This window comes from Modicisalibacter xianhensis (assembly GCF_900113605.1).
GTDB lineage: Bacteria > Pseudomonadota > Gammaproteobacteria > Pseudomonadales > Halomonadaceae > Modicisalibacter > Modicisalibacter xianhensis.
In genome coordinates, this window is sequence record NZ_FOPY01000001.1 from 100,903 (window position 1) to 119,208 (window position 18,306).

Genomic DNA, 18,306 nt, shown 5'->3' on the forward strand with positions numbered 1-18,306 from the left:
TATTACTCCAGTTCAGCCGCCCCAGACTCATCAACGTAGGTTCGTCTGTTTTGCAATAAGACTTTGAAACATCTCTTAACTAGGTATAGGCTTGAAATGCATGCCCTTATTGGTAGAGGAGACTGGCATTTAATCGCAAACTTTTTCACTAGAAGACTAGTCACTACAACTGTCATTACCTTTTTATTCAAGGAACGAAAAAGTAATTCATGGAGGCGCAACCCTTCTTCATGCACTGTTAGAGGAGGATTTACTTTGCAAACAGAACCATACAATTCAAGTGAGACAAGCATGGAAAGACGTCTTTTCAGATGTCGCTTTTGTAAAATAATTGTATACGCTAAAAAAGAACATTCTTTACCGGCATGCCCTCAATGCCATCGTCGCGACTATCACCTTTTAGCCATACCACCCTCTTCTAATTATTGTGCATCCAAGTGGTTAGAAACATGTGTCTTTTAGCTATTTATCACAAAAACGAATAACCTTAAATTAATTTCACCTGACATGCCTGTAACACAAGGGGCTAGAGGAATTTTAACATGCGATTAACACAAGCCCCTCCCTCAAAACAGGATACGTTACCTTTCCTAACCGAATTTCCGGACTTTGATGCGCTCCTCGATGATTACAGCACGCTCCCTGCTCTTAGGCGAAAGAAAATACTTGTTAAGCAAAACGAACGTTTCCATGGATTATATGTCGTGCGATGCGGGATGCTGAAACAAAGTTACCGGGACGTGGGCTTAGGGGAACAAGTCACACACTTCTTCCTCCCTGGTAATGTTATCGGGCTGGATGCAATCGAGAGCAGAAGGTATTCGGGTAAGGTAACAGCCCTAGAGACTGCCGGTATCATTCATATCCCTTTTTCTCGACTCGAGGAATTTCCTGGAGCGCGAGAGAATTTTTTGAGATTGTTATGTTACCTGAGCCGAGCCATGCAGCATGAACGTAACCATATGCGGTACGTGCTGATGCATTCCTCGGACGTTCGTCTGGCTCGCTTTTTCTTGACCATGTCGTCGAGTTTTCGGTCGCAGGGTTTTTCTGCCTATAATTTCAGGCTTCCCATGACACGCTGTGAGATTGCTAATTATCTGTGCATGGCCTTTGAAACTGCCAGTCGGCTGGTTAGCCGCTTTCAATATAAAAAAATATTGATGGCGCGTGGCCATGAATACTCTATAACCGATTTCGAAAAACTGGTTGAAATTGCTGAGTCTGAGCGATGAGCGCAACTCCAACAACAGACCACTGCAGAAGCGCCATGGTGAGCGGGGAAAAAGAGGCAAGAATAAAATGAAGACTTTGCTCGTATGCTATAATCTGAAAATGCATGACGATTATGCCGTTTTTTACGAAACCCTGGAATCTTATGATCACTGCTGGGCAATGGACCAGCACTGCCTGATAAAGACAAACAATAGAGCGGAAACAGTGAGAAACAGACTCATCCCCTGCATTGGGCGCAACGACTCCGTAATGATTTGCTGTTTCAATACCGACTGGTCTGGGATAGATTACGAAGCCGAAACCTGGCTTAGGTCAACAAATATCACTAAAAAAATTTAATGCGCACGAAGCAATATATTGATAACCGCTGCTTAATAAACATAAAAAAACCACCAACCCCAAATGTCTATTTACAACAACCCCGTTTAACAAAACTGGCCTTTTTATTGCCTTCTTCGATATAACTTGGAGGCGCCTGTATTGAGCGCCGTAATCCACCACGCCAAGAACTGAGTCCTTCTGAGGGCGTATTTCCAAGCTTTGTCGCCAGCCGATACGGCTATGCTAGAGCCTTGAAAATCGGTCTTCACCGAAAGTATCGGCAGGTATCGCCGTTACTTTAGTAAATCGCAGCCACTCGGGGCCCCGCATGAATCCTTCCACCCTCATCGGTATCGTCGCCAGTAGCCTCATGCTGGCCAGTGTCTTGCTGCTCAGCGCGGAGTCGTCGATGAGTTTCGTCAACCTGCCCGGGCTGGCGATCGTCGTTACCGGTACGCTTGCGGCTACCTTCATCAGCTACCCGCTTCGCGAGGTGCTGCGCGTGGTACGCCTGGTGGGCATCGTCTTCCGCCGCGAAGACAGCTATGTCAATGACGACATCAAGGAATTGGTCGACATGTCGCGGCTGTGGTTCAAGGGCAACGTAAGGGCCGTGGAGAAGGCGCTGCAGGGGACTCGCAATCCCTTCCTGCGCACTGGCGTGCAACTGGTAATCGACCATACCAAGGAAGAGGAGATCATCGACCTGCTGCGCTGGCGCATCGCCCGCCTCAAGGCCCGCGAACTGGCCGAAGCGCATATCTTTCGCACCATGGCCAGCTATGCGCCGGCCTTCGGCATGCTGGGCACGCTGGTGGGGCTGGTCAACATGCTGGAAATCATGAACACCAGCAACCTGGCCGAGATCGGACCGCGCATGGCCGTTGCCCTGCTGACCACCTTCTACGGCATCCTGCTGGCCAACCTGGTCTTCAAGCCGATTGCGGTGAAGCTGGAGCGCCGCACCGAGGAGCGCCTGATCGCCATGAACATGGTACTCGAGGGCATCGCGCTGATGTCCAAGCGCCGCCTGCCCTCCTTTATCGAAGAAACGCTGAATTCGTTCATGGCCAATTATCATGACGAGATTCGCGAGGTATCGCCGGACAAGTCCCTGGGCAACAAGACGCCCGGTGGCAATGGGGCGATGACCCATGCTTGATCGGCACGCCTCCGGACATCGTCACGATGCCCTGCTGGCCATTCATCCCGAAGAACGCGACAGCGATGGGTGGATGGTCAGCTACCTGGACATCATGACCCTGCTGGTCGCCTTGTTCGTGCTGTTGCTGACAGTCTCGGGCCAGGCGAGCGGACTGGTCGATCTGCTGCGCCCTCCAGCCACCGTGAACGCCACCGAAACGGCAGCCAGCGTGCCACCCGCACCGGCGCTCGCCGACGAGGCCGTGCAGGCCGCAATCGACTCGGTCGCACTCGCCGAAGCCCCACCCTTGGTCAACGAAGCGGCCATCGCCGCAGCAGTCGATGTCGTCAGGGTGGCTGAAGTCACTGCCGAAGCACAGGCAGCCGCCATTGCCGTGGTGACACTGCCAACGATCAGCGAGACTGCCGTGGACGCCGCACTGGCCGTAGCCAGGCCGCTCGTCGATCCCCTGGCGGTAGCGGCAGCCGTCGCTATCGACCAGGCCGTCCAGGAAGCCAACACGTTGCCGACAATCGAGGGGGTGGAGGTGTCGCGCATCAAGCAGGGCATCACCCTGCGTATCCAGGATCACCTGCTGTTCGACTCCGCCGACTCGGCCCTGACGGAAGAAGGACGCCAGGTTATCCAGCGTCTGGTGACGATGCTCAACGACCTGGAGGGCACGATCTCGGTGGAAGGTCATTCCGATAGCCGTCCGATCAACACGCCACGCTTCCCGTCGAACTGGGAATTGTCGAGCATGCGCGCGACTTCGATCCTGCGCTACCTGAGCGAAGCCGGCATCGACGCCTCGCGGATGCGCGCCATCGGGTATGCCGACACTCAGCCGATTGCCAGCAACGACACTGTGGCAGGACGCGCAGCCAATCGCCGCGTGGAAGTGATCATTCACGAGACTCGGTGAGGTTGCTCTCCTGGCTTCGGTGAACAGCAAGAGCCACGTTACGGGGCTGGCTCATCCTCGCAGACCATGCCCGGAATGACCCGGGCATGGCTCCACCTCGAAAGTGACATGCACGAGCTGAGGCAGTCGTTGTTGCAGCCTGGTTCGATAAACGTGAGGTGGGGCCGGATCATTGGAAACCAGGGCGATAACACCTGCGTAGATACCCGGCCCGATCGACCAGAGATGTAAATCGCTGATCCGGTCGCTGGCATGAGTTTCGATGACGCTTCGCACCTCATCATCGAGTTCATGCGCTTGGCGATCGAGTAACACCTGGCTGGTATCTCGCAGCAACCCCCAGGACCAGCGGGTGATGAGGACTGTGCCGACGATCCCCATCATCGGGTCCATCCATTGCCATCCCAGATATTTTGCCGCCAACAGGGCGAAGATCGCCAGCAAGGACGTCAAGGCATCAGCCAGCACATGGAAGTAGGCAGAGCGACGGTTGTGGTCATGGTGGTGATGCTCATGTCCATGCTCGTGAGCATGATCATGCGCACCGAGTATCCAGGCTGACAGGCCATTCACGATCAGCCCGACCAGGGCCACCAGAATGGCCTTGTCGAATACGATGGCGACCGGGTTGAAGAAACGGTTGACGCTCTCGATGCCCATGTAAACGGCAAAGCCAACCAACAGCACTGCCCCGGTGAACCCTCCCAGTGCATTGACCTTGCCAGTACCAAAGCTGAAGCGACGATCCCTGGCATGGCGGCGAGCATAGGCATAGGCGAACGCTGCGATACCCAGCGCCGTGGCATGCGAGCCCATGTGCAGGCCATCGGCCAGCAATGCCATCGAGCCATACACCACCCCGGCGACTATCTCGATGAACATCGTCACCAAGGTCAGGAACACCACGATCAAGGTCCGTCGCTCCCCCGAGTGGAACTTGTCCTGATCGAAAGTGTGGTCGTGCCTCCAAGCGTTTACGTCATGTGTATGCATGGCCCTTCCGTTATTACGCAGCGTGATACGTCCTGTCTAGGCAGCATAGTGCAACACGGATAGCGACTCGCCGAATGGCTTAGCGCGACACGATGGATTGACCTCTCGCGACGATCCGCCGGATGTTGTGCGGTAGCGTGTTTTGCAGGAGGAGTCCCTTTCTGCTACGCCAGAATGATGCTTATTCACCAGCATGTGTTCCGCACAGGGAGGTGGTCCATGACCGATCCAGTGGAAAAAGGCGATATCTATTTTTTCTATCGTCCCAAGGTCAATGTCGAGAAGATCGACAGCCTCGATGATATCCAGCGCCTGCACGTGGTGCTGGTGCCTGACGATACGCAGAACGCCCGGCTCTTTCTGGTAGGCAAGAAGCGCATGCCGGACATCGTCAAGGGCAAGTCCCGATCCACCCAGCGCGAGTGGATGATGAACGACATGACAGGCAAGCCGCAGGATATTGGCGAGGCGCTGGCTCCGATGGAATACGAGACCAAGACCCGGGGCGAGCAGGAACAGGGCGAGGCCATTCCTGCCGGCGAGGGTCGCTATGTGATCTTAGAGCGTGATAATAGCTCGCGCCTGGCCTACCGGCTTTTCAGCCCGGAAAAGCCCGGCAAGGCGCAGCAGGAGTTGAGGATTCCGGCCGAGGCCAGCTATATAATCTCGGTACGCAACCCCGCTATCGATGTGCCCGGATTCCCTGATTCCAAGCCGAACTATCCCAAACGGTTACAGGATAAGTTTGCTGACAAGCGCTGGATCGATATCGATGACGGCAAACTGCTCGATTACGAGAGCGCACAGTTTCTCATGATTGGCGCACATGCAGAGCTGAGCGAGGAAGGTGTCACGATTACCGGCAAACCGAACCTGTTCAAGACGCTGGGCCTGAAGAAGCGGGAATGGCCAACCGACGCCCTGGAGTCCGGCAAACTTGCGGAACCGCACATGCAGCCCGAGATCACCGAACCCAAGGGCGATCGCAGCAAGGGCGGTGAACGCGGCGGCAAGGCAGCCAGCGCCACGGCCTCGGCAGCCGGCATCACCAAGGCCCTCAAGGGCACGGGCTTTCCCTGCTCGAAAGCCGACCTGATCAAGCAGGCCAAGGCCAACCAGGCTGCGAAAGAAGTCATCGAGGTGCTGAATGAACTTCCTGGTCGACGTTACGAGACGATGGCCGACGTACAGAAAGCGCTTGGGGAGATACGCTGATGGCACAACTTAGCGACCGACCTGCCACCGCAAGGCCGGAGCCCCCAGAAACGGGACAGGTAAGCTGAGACGCTTCATGCCCGTTGTGTCTTCGCCTCGTGCTGCCGTGCCTCTTCAGCCATCCGAACCACGCTACCCACCACGATCAGGCACGGCGATGGCAGCGGATTTTCGGCAAGCGTCTGTGGCATGTCTGCCAGCGTCCCGATCAGGGTCTGTTGTTCCGGCAGGCTGGCATTGGCGATGAGCAACATCGGCCAGTCGTCGGGCAGTCCTGCGCCACGCAGGCCACGGCTGATCGCTTCGACCTTGGACAGCCCCATGTAGAACACCAACGTCTCATCGGTGCGCGCCAGTGCTTGCCAGTCAGGTGTACCGTCGACCCGGCATTGCTGGGCAGTAATGAAACGCACCTGCTGGGCGTGGGCACGATCGGTCAGCGCCATGCCCATCGCGGCGGCAGCTCCCGAGGCGGCGGTGATGCCAGGAACGATCTCGGACTCCACATTAGCGGCGTACAACGCGCCGAGCTCCTCGCCCATGCGGCCGAAAATGCCAGGGTCCCCTCCTTTCAGGCGCACCACCGACTTGCCCTGCTGCGCCAATTTGACCAGCATCGCGCCGATCTCGGCCTGCGGCACGCTGTGGTGCCCGGCGGCCTTGCCGACATAGTAGCGCTCGTGACCGGTGGGAATCATCGCCAGGATGTCATCACCGACCAGGCGGTCGTAGACGACGGCATCGGCCTGGGCCAGCAGGCGTGCGGCACGCAGTGTCAGCAAGTCAGCGTTGCCCGGCCCGGCCCCTACCAGGTAGACCTTGCCCTGCCGGCACTCGCCTCGTGTGGTCAGGGTGATGTCCAGGTCATTCCGCTTCAGGTCATTCGTGACCGAAAGGGCCCGCGAGCCGCCTACCAGGCGGGGCAGGAAACCCAGGAAGTCAGGCAGTTTCGGCTTCCACTGCTTGAGTAGCGTGATCATGGGCATGTTCCTCTTCGATCAATGATTTCAATTCCGGAATGCAGGAGCCACATTGGGTGCCACAGGCCAGCCGTGCACCCAGGGCCTCGACACTGGTATCGCCATGACGGATGGCCTCGACGATGGCCTTGCGACCGACCTGATGGCAGCTGCACACGGTCGGGCCGGCATCGGCCTCACCGGCATCGCAGCCAGCCAACAGGCGGCGGCGCAGGTCACTGGGCAGCGGTGTGTCGAGTGCCGCCTCGGCAAAGCGTGCATCCAGCCAGTTGAGGGCGGGCAGCTCGGCAGGCGAACCGACCATCAGCCACCAGCTCAGCCGGCCGTTTTCGAAGCCGGCGGCACGCAGCCTCCCACTGCCGGCATCCTCGGCCCACAGTGCCGGCTCGCCAGGGAGGTAGGCTTTCGCCCAGGCGAGCCAGTCGCGCTGCACTTTATCCACCCCGCCGCAGGCGCTTCCTGACTCCCCGCCGGCCAGTTGCCAGCGTCGGCAATTTTCCAACGGGATATAGGCCCAATAGGTACTGTCGTCGCACCAGGCCGGGGCGCAGTCGCTTTCGGCGGCGAGAACCAGCGTGGCCTCCCAGCCGATGTTCAGCGGCGCCAGCCCGACGGCGCCATGCTTGGACTCGGGCTGACCGGAGACCGGGTCGAGATAGGCGGCAAGCAACCCGCCCATGCGTGCCTTGCCACTGAAGCTGTCGTTCCAGTGCATGGGCACGAAGACCTCGCCGCGGCGCATGGCATGCGAGACACGCACGCGACCAATGTAGTCACCGCCCGCCCCGTCCAGGCGAGCCAGTTGCTGATCGTTCAGGTCAAGGCTTGCCGCATCCTCGGGATGCACCTCGATGAACGGCTCGGCGCGATGGTTCATCAGCCGCGGAGCGCGGGCAGTGCGTGTCATGGTGTGCCACTGGTCACGCACGCGGCCGGTATTGAGGCGTAATGGACGAGACTCACTCAAGGCCTGTTCAGGGCCACGCGGGCGAACAGGGATCAACCTGGCGCGGCCATCCGGGGTGGCAAAGTGCCCATCGGTGAACAGCCTTGCCGTGCCCTCAGGCGCCGTGGCATTGACCGGCCACTGGATCGGCGCGAGCGCATCATAAGCGGCGCGATCGAGCCCGGCCAGTCCGGAAATATCGAATGGTCGGGTGCTATCGCCTGCGTTTTCGAATCCGGAAAGCCGCGCATGCTCGTCGAATATATCGCCGGGATGCGTGTAATCGAACGCTTCGCCGAAACCCATGCGGGTCGCTATCTGAGAAATGATCCACCAGTCGTGGCGTGCCTCGCCCGGCGGCGGCAGCATGCCGCGTTGACGCGAGATACGCCGCTCGGAGTTGGTAACGGTGCCATCCTTCTCGGACCAGCTCGAGGCCGGCAGCACGATATCGGCGTATTGAAGAATGTCGGCATTGGCCATGCAGTCGGAAACGATCACCAACGGGCAGGCCGCCAGGATGCGACGCATGCGATTGGCGTCGGGCAAGCTGACACCGGGATTGGTCGCCATGATCCAGACGGCCCGGATCTCACCGCGCTCGATGGCCTCGAACAACTCGACCGCCTTGTACCCCGGCTCCTCGGGCAGACTCGGCGCCAGCGAGCCGGTCGCCCAGAAACGCGTGACACGATCGATGGCACCGGGGGTATGGTAGTCCATGTGGGCCGCAAGCTGGTTGGCCAATCCCCCCACCTCGCGCCCGCCCATGGCGTTGGGCTGGCCGGTGATCGAGAACGGTCCGGCGCCGGGCAGGCCGATCTTGCCGCCCGCTAGATGGCAGTTGATGATCGCGTTGCACTTGTCGGTGCCGCTGCTCGATTGATTGATGCCCTGGGAATACAACGTCACCACGTGAAGCTGTGTGGCGAACCAGTAGAAGAACGTTTCCAGGCGTTCGGGATCGACATCGCAGTCGCTGGCAATGGCATCGATGCGACAATCTTCCTGATGGGCGGCAGCGAGTGCCTCGTCGATGCCCTGGGTATGGCGCTCCAGGTAGATACGGTCGAGTCGCCGTTTGGCGTCCATCCAGGCCAGCAGGCCATTGAACAGCCGCGCATCGCTACCGGGCCGAATCCCCAGATACAGATCGGCGATCTCGCAGGTATCGGTAACGCGTGGATCGATCACCACCACGCGCATCAGCGGGTTGCGCTGCTTGGCAGTACGCAGGCGCTGGAACAGCACCGGGTGGTTCCAGGCCAGGTTGGAGCCGACCAGCACCACTAGCTCGGCCTCTTCCAAGTCCTCGTAGTTGCAGGGCACGGCGTCGGCGCCCAGCGAGCGCTTGTAGGCGGCCACGGCCGAGGCCATGCACAGCCGAGAATTGGTATCCAGATGCGGCGTACCGAGAAACCCTTTGAACAGCTTGTTAGCGACGTAATAGTCCTCGGTCAGCAACTGGCCGGACAGATACGCCGCTACGGATTGGTGGCCATGCTTGCGCTGGATATCGGCCAGGCGTGTCGCGACCGTATCCAGAGCGGTATCCCAATCCACTTCGCCACCATCGACCCGGGGCCGGGTCAGGCGCCCATGATTGCCCAGCGTTTCATGCAGTGCCGAACCCTTGACGCAAAGACGCCCGTAATTGGCAGGGTGGTCACGGTCGCCTTCGACACTCATCACGGTACAGCCGTCATGCGTGGCAATCACGCCACAGCCGACCCCACAGTACGGACACGTCGTGGAAGCCTGATTCATGTCGCCTCCTGTCAACGCAAAGGGGCCCGACCCGCCATTGGCGGATCGGGCCCCTTTGCCCGGAATCATTGGTTCACCTGTCGTTCCCTCAAGACTGCTGTCTAGCGATGTGCCGCCGTTGGCACAGCACCGGGAACACGGCGCGAAAATCTAGACCTTACTGCAGCAACAACCGAGCCTGGTAAACGACAATCCTTACAAAACAGACATTTGCGTAAAACCACTTCCTTTGTTTATCGCTGTGCCCGTGGAAAGCGCTCAGTTCATCGCGCCACACTGGTGCAGCAGCAGCCGATTTTGCACAGCCAGTGCACGCCAAGCGACTACCCAACGCTTTCGTCTTGTTAAACAGAACACGGCAATCCATTGAAGATAATGGATAAACTTCGTCCTGGCACACCCTTCGCTAATTCCTGAGCAAGGATAGGGATCACTGTCGATCCCGGGCGATCAGCCACGCTGCGCTCGATATCCAGCAGCCCTTGACAGGGCTGCCATCACAACGCAAGTGAGACCGAATTAGGCAAAGGCGCCTGACGGAGCGAAGACACTGCAGTCTTTCCGCCGTCAGGCGCTTTTTCGTTGATGGGAGACACGCAACATGCGAACCCACGAAACGCAACCCGGCATCCAGGCTTGCCTGGACGAGCATCTGGTTATCGTCGGCAACGGCATGGCCGGGCATCGCCTGCTCGAGGCGCTGCTCAAGCATCAGCGCCGGCCACAACGCATCACCGTGATCGGCGAGGAGCGCGCGCCGGCCTACAACCGGATTCTGCTCTCGCCCTGGCTGGCCGGTGAAACCGAGCGTGAGGCCCTGACCCTGCGCGACACCGGCTGGTATGCCGACCAGGGTGTCGACCTGATCCTTGGCGAACGGGTCATCGATGTGGACCGTGCGCAGCGTCATGTAATGACCGATAGCGGTCGCGTGCTTGCCTATGACCGTCTGGTTCTCGCTACCGGCTCGCGTCCGGCCATGCCCGACGTGCCGGGCATCGACCTGGCCGGTATCCATGGCTTTCGCGATCTCGACGATGCCGCCGCACTGACCCACGCTGCCGAAACCGCCACACCCGACGGCAACCGCGCGGTTGTCGTGGGCGGCGGTCTGCTCGGCCTGGAAGCCGCCGAAGGGCTGCGCAAGCGTGGCATGCAGGTCACCGTACTGCAGCGCAGCCAGCAATTGATGAACCGCCAGCTCGATATTACCGCTGCCACGCTGCTGCAGGATGAGCTTGAACGTCGCGGTCTGGAGGTTATCACTGGCGCGCAATTGAGCGGTTTCGATGGCGACGCCGAGGGCAACGTACGCGCCGTGCAACTCGCCGATGGTCGCCGCCTGGCGGCAGATTGCGTGGTGGTGGCCGCCGGCATTACCCCCAATGCGGAACTCGGCACCTGGATGGGCCTGACCATGGCACGTGGCATCGTCGTGGACGCCTGGCTGACGTCCAGCGATCCCGCTATCCATGCGTTGGGCGAGTGCTGCGAATTCGAAGGCCGCACCTATGGCCTGGTCGAGCCCATCTGGCGTCAGGTCGAGGTGCTGGCGGCCCGCCTGTGTCACGACAGCGTCGAGGGCTATGTCGAGGCGCCCACCGCCACCAAGCTCAAGGTCAGCGGTGTCTCGCTGTATGCCTTTGGCCCCATCGAGCCCGATGCCGGTCACGAAGTGCTCACCTATCACGACCCGCAGCATGGCGACTATCGCCGACTGCTGCTGCGCAACAACCGTCTCGAAGGCGCCGTGCTTTACGGGGACACCGCCTTCGGCCCCTGGTATTTCGAACAATCCCTTGCCGGGCGCGATCTCGGCGCCTGTCGTCAGGCCCTGCTGTTTGGCGCCGGCGATGCCAAACCGCTTCTTGAGGAGGCCGCATAACCATGAGCAAGCAACGTCTGATCATCATCGGCAACGGCATGGTCGGCCACCATCTGGTCGAGCAACTCATCGAACGCAATGCCACCGAACGCTACGACATCGTGGTATTCGGCGAAGAGCGCCATCGCGCCTACGACCGCGTCCACCTTTCCGAGTACTTCGGCGGTCGCGATGCCCAGTCGCTGGCCATGTGCGACGCTGATTTCTATGCCGCCAACGGTATCGAGCTGCGCCTGGACGAGTGCGTGACACGCATCGACCGCGATGACAGCCGGATCGTCACGCCGCAGGGTGAATACGCTTACGACAGCCTGGTCCTGGCGACCGGCTCCTACCCCTTCGTGCCGCCGATTGCCGGCGCCGAAGAAGGCCAGCCCAACCGTCTCGTCTATCGCACCCTGGACGATCTCGACCAGATCCGTGACGCTGCCGACGGCGCCAAGCGCGGCGTGGTGGTCGGCGGCGGCCTGCTCGGCCTCGAAGCGGCGAATGCGCTGAAGTCGCTGGGCCTCGAGGCCCATGTGGTCGAGTTCGCGCTCCGCTTGATGCCGGTACAGCTCGACGACCAGGGCGGTGAGGCACTGCGCACCAAGATCGAGGAACTGGGCGTGGGCGTGCATCTCAACCGCGCCACCACCGAGATCGTGGCAGGCGAGACATTCCGTTACCGCATGAACTTCAAGGACGGCGAACACCTCGAGACCGACCTGATCGTCTTCTCGGCCGGTATTCGTCCTCAGGATGCGCTGGCTCGCGAGTGCAAGCTGGAGATTGGCGAACGGGGCGGGGTCGTCGTCGATGACCAGTGTCGTACCTCCGACCCGGAGATCTTTGCCATTGGCGAATGCGCCCTATGGAGCAACCGCATCTTCGGTCTGGTCGCCCCCGGGTACACCATGGCGCGCAACGTGGCCGACTCCCTGTGCTGCAACGAGGGTGACGAAGAGCCGAGCTTCAGCGGCGCCGACATGTCGACCAAGCTCAAGCTGCTCGGGGTTGACGTCGGCTCGATCGGCGATGCCCATGCTGCCACCGAGGGTGCCAAGAGCTATCGCTACAGTGACGAGTCCGAAGGCGTCTATCGCCGCCTGGTAGTGTCCAAGGACGGCAAGAAAGCCATCGGCGCCGTGCTGGTCGGCGACAACAGTCTCTACGACACCTTGTTGCAGTATGCCCAGAACGGCATCGACCTGCCGGCCGACCCGGCATCGCTGATCCTGCCGAGTGTGGAAGGCGCGCCGACCCTGGGTGCCGACGCCCTGCCCGATTCGGCCTCGATCTGCTCGTGCCACAACGTCACCAAGGTGGCGATCTGTGCCGCCATCGACGCCGGCGCCAGCGACCTGGCGTCGGTCAAGGGCGATACCAAGGCGAGCACCGGCTGCGGTGGCTGCGCGGCCCTGCTCAAGAGCGTGGTCGATAGCGAGCTCGAAGCTCGGGGGGTGGAAGTCGACCAGTCGATCTGCGAGCACTTTGCCCATACGCGCCAGGAGCTTTACTCCATCGTGCGTGTCGAGGGCATCAAGACCTTCAGCGAACTGATCGCCAAGCATGGGCATGGCCTGGGTTGCGATATCTGCAAGCCGACAGTCGCATCGATCCTCGCCTCGTGCTTCAACGAACCCATCACCGATGCCGCCCATGTGCCGCTGCAGGACACCAACGACACCTTCATGGCCAACATGCAGAAGAACGGTACCTATTCCGTGGTACCGCGCGTGCCCGGTGGCGAGATCACCCCGGACAAACTGCTGGTGCTCGGCCAGGTGGCCCAGAAATACAATCTTTATACCAAGGTCACCGGAGGCCAGCGCATCGACCTGTTTGGCGCGCATCTCGAGGATCTGCCGAATATCTGGGGCGAGTTGCTCGAGGCTGGCTTCGAGACCGGTCACGCCTACGCCAAGTCGCTGCGCACGGTGAAGTCCTGCGTCGGCAGCACCTGGTGCCGCTACGGCGTGCAGGACAGCGTGGGCATGGCGATCCAGCTGGAAAACCGCTACAAGGGCCTGCGCTCACCGCACAAGCTCAAGCTCGCCGTGTCCGGCTGTACCCGCGAATGCGCCGAGGCACAGAGCAAGGATGTCGGCGTGATCGCCACCGAGAACGGCTGGAACCTCTACGTCTGCGGCAACGGTGGCATGCGCCCGCGCCATGCCGAGCTGCTGGCCACCGACCTCGACGACGAGACGCTGATCCGCTACATCGACCGCTTCCTGATGTTCTACGTGCGCACCGCGGATCGCCTGCAGCGCACCTCGGTGTGGCGCGAAAACCTCGAGGGCGGTCTCGATTACATCAAGGACGTGGTCTGTAACGATAGCCTGGGCCTGGGCGAAGAGCTCGAACAGCAGATGCAGACGGTCATCGACAACTACGAGTGCGAGTGGGCCAATGCCATCAGCGACCCCGAGAAGCTCAAGCGATTCCGCAGCTTCGTCAACGACGCGCGCCCAGACCCGGACATCATCATGACGAGCGAGCGTGGCCAATTGCGTCCGGCTTAATTCGAGGAGAACCATCATGAGCACTGCAACGGCATTGAAGAATGAAGTTACCTGGCAACCCCTCTGCTCCAAGGCGGATCTGGTCGCATTTTCCGGCGTGGCGGCGTGGTTGGAGACGACCGGCGGTCCCGCCCAGGTGGCGCTGTTCTATATCCCGGGTCACGAGACGGAGCTGTTCGCCGTGGACAACCACGACCCGCTGGGCAACGCCAACGTGATCGCCCGCGGCATCATTGGCGATGTGAAGGGAGAACCAGTCGTCGCCTCACCGCTTTACAAACAGCACTATCGGTTGCGCGACGGGGCATGCCTGGAAGAACCAGGCGTTAGCCTGCGTACCTGGCCGGTGAAGTTCGAGGGCGACAGGGTCATGGTCGCCGCCTGACTGCGGTGACACGCCCTCGGTCAAAGCCGGGGGCGGCTTTGTGAGCCAGCCAGCGCCTATTCAGCACCCTCGACTCGATTGCGCCCGCCCTGCTTGGCCCGATAGAGGCGACGATCGGCCTCGACATGGGTTCCCTCATTGAGCGGGAGTGAGTCGACAATACACGGCGACAAGCGACAGGGGTAATTGCCGAATAAGCATCGCAGTATGGGGTATTCAACGCTATGCTGAATTGTGCAGCGCATCATAGCGCCCGGAGATCCCATGCCACACACCAAGGCCATCGACCTTGCGCTACAGGGCGGCGGCGCCCATGGCGCTTTTACCTGGGGGGTACTCGACTACCTGCTGGAGTCGCCCCAGGTGCGTATCGAGGCCATCAGCGGCACTAGCGCCGGAGCCATGAATGGCGTGGTCATGGCGGACGCCCTGACCCGCGGCGGCGAGCCGGCCGCCCGCGAGGCGCTACGCGGGTTCTGGCAGGCCGTGAGTCGGGCCGCCATGCTCAGCCCCATTCGGCGCACACCGCTGGATATCTGGATGGGCAACTGGAGCCTCGACTATTCCCCCGGTTATCTGGCGCTCGACTTCATGAGCCGCGTGGTGTCGCCCTACCAGTTCAACCCGCTGAACGTTGATCCCCTGCGCGAGATCGTCACCGACCTGGTGGATTTCGAGCGTGTGCGCCAGTGCGAATACTTGAACCTGTACGTCTGCGCGACCAATGTGCGTACGGGCAAGCAACGCATCTTCTCGCGCGAGGAAATGACCTGCGATGCTCTCATGGCCTCGGCCTGCCTGCCTTTCCTGCATCAGGCGGTGGAAATCGACGACGAGGCCTACTGGGATGGCGGCTACATGGGCAATCCCGCGCTGTTTCCGCTGATGGAGGAATGCCGGGCGCGGGATATCGTCATCGTCCAGATCAACCCCATCCAGCGCGACAAGATCCCGCATACCGCAGCCGAGATACTCAACCGTCTCAACGAGATCACCTTCAACGCGTCGCTGATCAAGGAAATCCGTACCGTCGCCATGCTCAAGCGTCTAATTCATGAGAACGAGGTAGATATCGCCTGCTATCGCGACGCCCTTTTTCATCGCATCAACGCTGATACCACCCTGGAAGGCCTGTCGGTGTCTAGCAAGCTCAATGCCGAATGGGCTTTTCTGTGTCGCCTGCGCGATGCCGGCAGGCAGGCGGCCCGCGCGTGGCTCGAGGCCAGTTACGACGCGCTCGGTGAGCATTCGACGCTGGATATCGATGAGGTCTACATGTAACGCCGTGTCGCTAGCGTGGAAAGAATTCATTGGCGAAGCGCGCCCGGACACTGCATCTTGAAAGCAAGACCGACATGAGGAGGAGTGCCCGACAGGAAACACCGACGTCAGGAGACGATGCTGGCAGTTGGCCGTGCCCGGTCATCCGGAAGTCATCTTGGCCTGTCAGCGTCGACATTGCCGTTACTTCAAGGAGTGCTTGCGCCGATGGTCCGAATCGACAAGAAAGCGAACCGCCTCTATGTACTCGACACCAACGTCCTGATCCACGATCCTGCCGCCCTGTACCAGTTCGAGGAACATGACGTAGTCATTCCAATGACCGTGCTCGAGGAACTCGACAAACACAAGAACGGCATCCGTGAAATTGCCCGTACTGCACGTCAGATCAGCCGCACCCTTTCCGAACTCACTTCCGAAGTCTCATTCGACGAAATCCAGCGTGGCATCCCCTTGCCCGGAACGGGACAGACGGGCCGCCTGCGCTTTCTATGCTACAACGATCTCCGTCCGCTGGATCATCTGGACGATACGCCCGACAACCGACTCCTGGCGGAAACCTGCCGCCTGCGCGACGAGCGCCCCGATGCCTCAGTCATTCTCGTCTCCAAGGACATCAACCTGCGCGTCAAGGCCGCCGCCCTCAACGTGCCGGTCGAGGACTACTTGAACGATCGCGTCTTCAGCGACAGCGATGCGATGATCGATGGGGTCAAGGTCTACACACCGACGCGAGACGGCAAGAGCCTGTGGGAGGCGCTCAATGTCGAGGTCCAGGTCGAACGTGTCGATCATCACACCTTCTACGAGCTCAGCGGCGACATGCCCGAGGACTGGCACGTTGGCATGCTGGTCTCGGACAGCGACAACGGCGCGGATTTCGAGGCCATCGTTCGCGAGCTGACCCCACGCAGCGCGCGCCTGCAGCTGTTGACCAACTACCGTCACCACGCGGGCGTGTGGGGGGTCCATGCCCATGACAGCCGCCAGAACTTCACGCTCAACCTGCTCATGGACCCGGAAATCGACCTGGTGACCATTGCCGGCAATGCCGGCACCGGCAAGACGTTCATGACCCTGGCCACGGCCTTCCAGCAAACACTCGATAGCAAGGTTTTCGAGCGCATCGTGTTCACTCGCGCACCGATCCCCATGGGCGAGGACATCGGGTTTCTGCCCGGCACCGAGGAGGAAAAGATGTCGCCCTGGATGGGCGCGTTTCACGACAACATGGACAACCTGCTGCGCGACGAGAAGGACGGCACCTCGAGCTGGAGTGAAGGTGCCACACGGCAACTGATCGGCTCGCGGGTACAGATCCGCTCGCCCACGTTCATGCGCGGCCGCACCCTGAACGACACTTTCCTGATCATCGACGAGGCGCAGAATTTCACGCCCAAACAGCTCAAGTCACTGATCTCGCGGGCGGGACGCAACACCAAGATCGTCTGCCTGGGCAACGTCGGCCAGATCGACACGCCCTATCTGACCGCCAACACCTGCGGCATGGCAGCCGTGGTCGAACGTTTCCGCGACTGGGCGCATGCCGGACACGTCACGCTCAAGAGCGTCGAACGTTCACGCCTGGCCCTGGCGGCAGAAGACCTCCTCTAACACCATCATGCGTCAGTAGAACGCAGCCAGCCCGCTTCATGCGGGCTGGCTGCGTTGCATTATTCGTGGTTTGCCGTCAGGAGTGTTTCGGTGGCAGTTCGCGCTCGTCCTTGTTGGTCGCTTTCTCGATCATTTCCTCCGACTGGCTCTTGGGATCATTGTCGAGACGATCCTCGGCTTCTCGATAGAGACAGACGTAGGTGTTGCAGGATGAACAGAACACCTTGTCATCCGGGTTCCGCGCCTGGGAGACGCGCATGCGATGACTGCCGCAGTTGGGACAGCCCTTGGGCAGACGGAACTCCGTGGAAAAATCGCTCATGAAGCCTCCTTTCGTGGTCTGGCGTGTTGGGCACGCGTACCGGATATCCTTAACTACAGTCTTTGGGTCAGCAGGCGATTAATCAAGCACTTCCGCGTCGGCGGCGCATCACCACACTGAGATTGTTGGCCGGCATCTCGACGATACGCTCCAGTACCAGGCCGTGGCTCTCTCCTTGCGCCTTCACCTCTTCCAAGTGACGGATGCCCCATTGTGGGTCGCGACGGCGAAGGTCGGCATCGAAAGTGGCATTGCTCGGCGCCAGTGGCTGGTCACGTCGCTGGAACGGTCCGTACAGGTACAGTACACCATCGACAGGCAGGTGCATGCCGGCTTCGGCAAACAGGGCCTGGGTCGCTTGCCAAGGCGAGATATGCAGCATGTTGATGCATACCAGCGCGTCAAAGTCCTGGCATGGCCAGGGACGTTCGGTGACGTCCAGGCGAATCGGCTCAAGGAGATTGCCAAGGGCCTCAGTGTGGCGCCAGGCGGCGATCGAGGCCAATGCCTGTTCGCTGGGATCGCTCGGCTGCCAGCGCAATGAGGCTAGATGATGCGCGAAATGCAGCGCGTGTTCGCCACTGCCACTGGCAATTTCCAGCACCTTGCCATGTTCGGGCAGCACCTCGCGCAGCACAGCCAGAATCGGCTCGCGATTGCGTGCCACGGCCGGGCTGGAAAGGCGTTGCTGACCTTGTATCGAGTCCATGCTATGCATTGCTTGTACTCTCGTCGAAGATTGACTTCAGGCTACGTCATTGGCCTGCCAGGCGCATGTATCGCTT

Annotated in this window: 14 protein-coding genes; 9 read left to right on the forward strand and 5 right to left on the reverse strand. The window is 60.2% G+C overall.

Going from position 1 to position 18,306, the window contains the following annotated elements; all coding sequences use genetic code 11:
* Positions 1 to 542: 542 nt before the first annotated feature.
* From BM194_RS00450 to BM194_RS00465, 3 genes are all read left to right on the forward strand, one after another.
* Positions 543 to 1,235 carry a helix-turn-helix domain-containing protein gene (locus tag BM194_RS00450; protein WP_092842675.1) on the forward strand — a complete coding sequence of 231 codons (693 nt, stop codon included), beginning with the start codon at positions 543 to 545 and terminating at the stop codon, positions 1,233 to 1,235.
* 650 nt (positions 1,236 to 1,885) lie between these two features.
* Positions 1,886 to 2,719 carry a motility protein A gene (locus BM194_RS00460; protein WP_092842677.1) on the forward strand — a complete coding sequence of 278 codons (834 nt, stop codon included), beginning with the start codon at positions 1,886 to 1,888 and terminating at the stop codon, positions 2,717 to 2,719.
* Entirely contained in the window at positions 2,712 to 3,626 is a 915-nt protein-coding gene (locus BM194_RS00465; RefSeq protein ID WP_092842678.1) for an OmpA family protein, read from the forward strand. The genes BM194_RS00460 and BM194_RS00465 overlap by 8 nt, the downstream gene beginning before the upstream one ends.
* A 51-nt stretch (positions 3,627 to 3,677) precedes the next feature.
* Here the strand turns inward: BM194_RS00465 and dmeF are convergent, their stop codons facing one another.
* Positions 3,678 to 4,619, reverse strand: a complete 942-nt coding sequence (gene dmeF, locus BM194_RS00470; protein ID WP_092842679.1) for a CDF family Co(II)/Ni(II) efflux transporter DmeF — start codon at positions 4,617 to 4,619, stop codon at positions 3,678 to 3,680.
* 219 nt (positions 4,620 to 4,838) lie between these two features.
* On the opposite strand from dmeF, the gene BM194_RS20835 reads away from it, so the two are divergent.
* Positions 4,839 to 5,834 (forward strand): DUF2795 domain-containing protein, encoded by a 996-nt coding sequence (locus tag BM194_RS20835; protein ID WP_244890828.1) that lies wholly within the window; start codon positions 4,839 to 4,841, stop codon positions 5,832 to 5,834.
* A gap of 74 nt (positions 5,835 to 5,908) precedes the next feature.
* Here the strand turns inward: BM194_RS20835 and cobA are convergent, their stop codons facing one another.
* Together cobA and BM194_RS00485 are read right to left on the reverse strand one after the other, a co-directional pair.
* Complete coding sequence (gene cobA / locus BM194_RS00480) at positions 5,909 to 6,814, reverse strand: uroporphyrinogen-III C-methyltransferase (protein ID WP_092842680.1); 906 nt, start codon at positions 6,812 to 6,814, stop codon at positions 5,909 to 5,911.
* Complete coding sequence (locus tag BM194_RS00485; RefSeq protein WP_092842681.1) at positions 6,774 to 9,527, reverse strand: nitrate reductase; 2,754 nt, start codon at positions 9,525 to 9,527, stop codon at positions 6,774 to 6,776. The genes cobA and BM194_RS00485 overlap by 41 nt, the downstream gene beginning before the upstream one ends.
* 601 nt (positions 9,528 to 10,128) lie before the next feature.
* On the opposite strand from BM194_RS00485, the gene BM194_RS00490 reads away from it, so the two are divergent.
* The 5 genes from BM194_RS00490 to BM194_RS00510 all read left to right on the forward strand — a co-directional run bounded on the left by BM194_RS00490 (position 10,129) and on the right by BM194_RS00510 (position 17,199).
* Positions 10,129 to 11,412 (forward strand): NAD(P)/FAD-dependent oxidoreductase, encoded by a 1,284-nt coding sequence (locus tag BM194_RS00490; RefSeq protein WP_092842682.1) that lies wholly within the window; start codon positions 10,129 to 10,131, stop codon positions 11,410 to 11,412.
* Positions 11,413 to 11,414: 2 nt separating this feature from the next.
* The gene (gene nirB, locus BM194_RS00495) at positions 11,415 to 13,919 is read left to right on the forward strand and encodes a nitrite reductase large subunit NirB (RefSeq protein WP_092842683.1); all 2,505 of its coding nucleotides are present in this window, start codon (positions 11,415 to 11,417) and stop codon (positions 13,917 to 13,919) included.
* Positions 13,920 to 13,935: 16 nt separating this feature from the next.
* Positions 13,936 to 14,304: a nitrite reductase small subunit NirD gene (nirD, locus tag BM194_RS00500; RefSeq protein ID WP_092842684.1), complete on the forward strand. Its 369-nt coding sequence runs from the start codon at positions 13,936 to 13,938 to the stop codon at positions 14,302 to 14,304.
* A gap of 264 nt (positions 14,305 to 14,568) precedes the next feature.
* Complete coding sequence (locus tag BM194_RS00505) at positions 14,569 to 15,585, forward strand: patatin-like phospholipase family protein (protein ID WP_092842685.1); 1,017 nt, start codon at positions 14,569 to 14,571, stop codon at positions 15,583 to 15,585.
* Between the two features lie 207 nt (positions 15,586 to 15,792).
* Positions 15,793 to 17,199 carry a PhoH family protein gene (locus BM194_RS00510; protein WP_092842686.1) on the forward strand — a complete coding sequence of 469 codons (1,407 nt, stop codon included), beginning with the start codon at positions 15,793 to 15,795 and terminating at the stop codon, positions 17,197 to 17,199.
* A 76-nt stretch (positions 17,200 to 17,275) separates the two neighbouring features.
* Here the strand turns inward: BM194_RS00510 and BM194_RS00515 are convergent, their stop codons facing one another.
* Together BM194_RS00515 and BM194_RS00520 are read right to left on the reverse strand one after the other, a co-directional pair.
* Positions 17,276 to 17,521: a hypothetical protein gene (locus BM194_RS00515; protein ID WP_092842687.1), complete on the reverse strand. Its 246-nt coding sequence runs from the start codon at positions 17,519 to 17,521 to the stop codon at positions 17,276 to 17,278.
* 82 nt (positions 17,522 to 17,603) lie between these two features.
* Positions 17,604 to 18,230 carry a DUF938 domain-containing protein gene (locus BM194_RS00520; protein ID WP_243835989.1) on the reverse strand — a complete coding sequence of 209 codons (627 nt, stop codon included), beginning with the start codon at positions 18,228 to 18,230 and terminating at the stop codon, positions 17,604 to 17,606.
* Positions 18,231 to 18,306 lie beyond the last annotated feature (76 nt).

Bases quoted from the DNA above. Each gene is read 5' to 3' on its own strand.
- BM194_RS00490 (WP_092842682.1), top strand. From the start codon at position 10,129: ATGCGAACCCACGAAACGCAACCCGGCATCCAGGCTTGCCTGGACGAG.
- BM194_RS00515 (WP_092842687.1), bottom strand. From the start codon at position 17,521: ATGAGCGATTTTTCCACGGAGTTCCGTCTGCCCAAGGGCTGTCCCAAC.
- BM194_RS00485 (WP_092842681.1), bottom strand. From the start codon at position 9,527: ATGAATCAGGCTTCCACGACGTGTCCGTACTGTGGGGTCGGCTGTGGC.
- dmeF (WP_092842679.1), bottom strand. From the start codon at position 4,619: ATGCATACACATGACGTAAACGCTTGGAGGCACGACCACACTTTCGAT.
- BM194_RS00510 (WP_092842686.1), top strand. From the start codon at position 15,793: ATGGTCCGAATCGACAAGAAAGCGAACCGCCTCTATGTACTCGACACC.
- nirD (WP_092842684.1), top strand. From the start codon at position 13,936: ATGAGCACTGCAACGGCATTGAAGAATGAAGTTACCTGGCAACCCCTC.
- BM194_RS00520 (WP_243835989.1), bottom strand. From the start codon at position 18,230: ATGGACTCGATACAAGGTCAGCAACGCCTTTCCAGCCCGGCCGTGGCA.
- BM194_RS20835 (WP_244890828.1), top strand. From the start codon at position 4,839: ATGACCGATCCAGTGGAAAAAGGCGATATCTATTTTTTCTATCGTCCC.
- nirB (WP_092842683.1), top strand. From the start codon at position 11,415: ATGAGCAAGCAACGTCTGATCATCATCGGCAACGGCATGGTCGGCCAC.
- BM194_RS00465 (WP_092842678.1), top strand. From the start codon at position 2,712: ATGCTTGATCGGCACGCCTCCGGACATCGTCACGATGCCCTGCTGGCC.
- BM194_RS00450 (WP_092842675.1), top strand. From the start codon at position 543: ATGCGATTAACACAAGCCCCTCCCTCAAAACAGGATACGTTACCTTTC.
- BM194_RS00460 (WP_092842677.1), top strand. From the start codon at position 1,886: ATGAATCCTTCCACCCTCATCGGTATCGTCGCCAGTAGCCTCATGCTG.
- BM194_RS00505 (WP_092842685.1), top strand. From the start codon at position 14,569: ATGCCACACACCAAGGCCATCGACCTTGCGCTACAGGGCGGCGGCGCC.
- cobA (WP_092842680.1), bottom strand. From the start codon at position 6,814: ATGATCACGCTACTCAAGCAGTGGAAGCCGAAACTGCCTGACTTCCTG.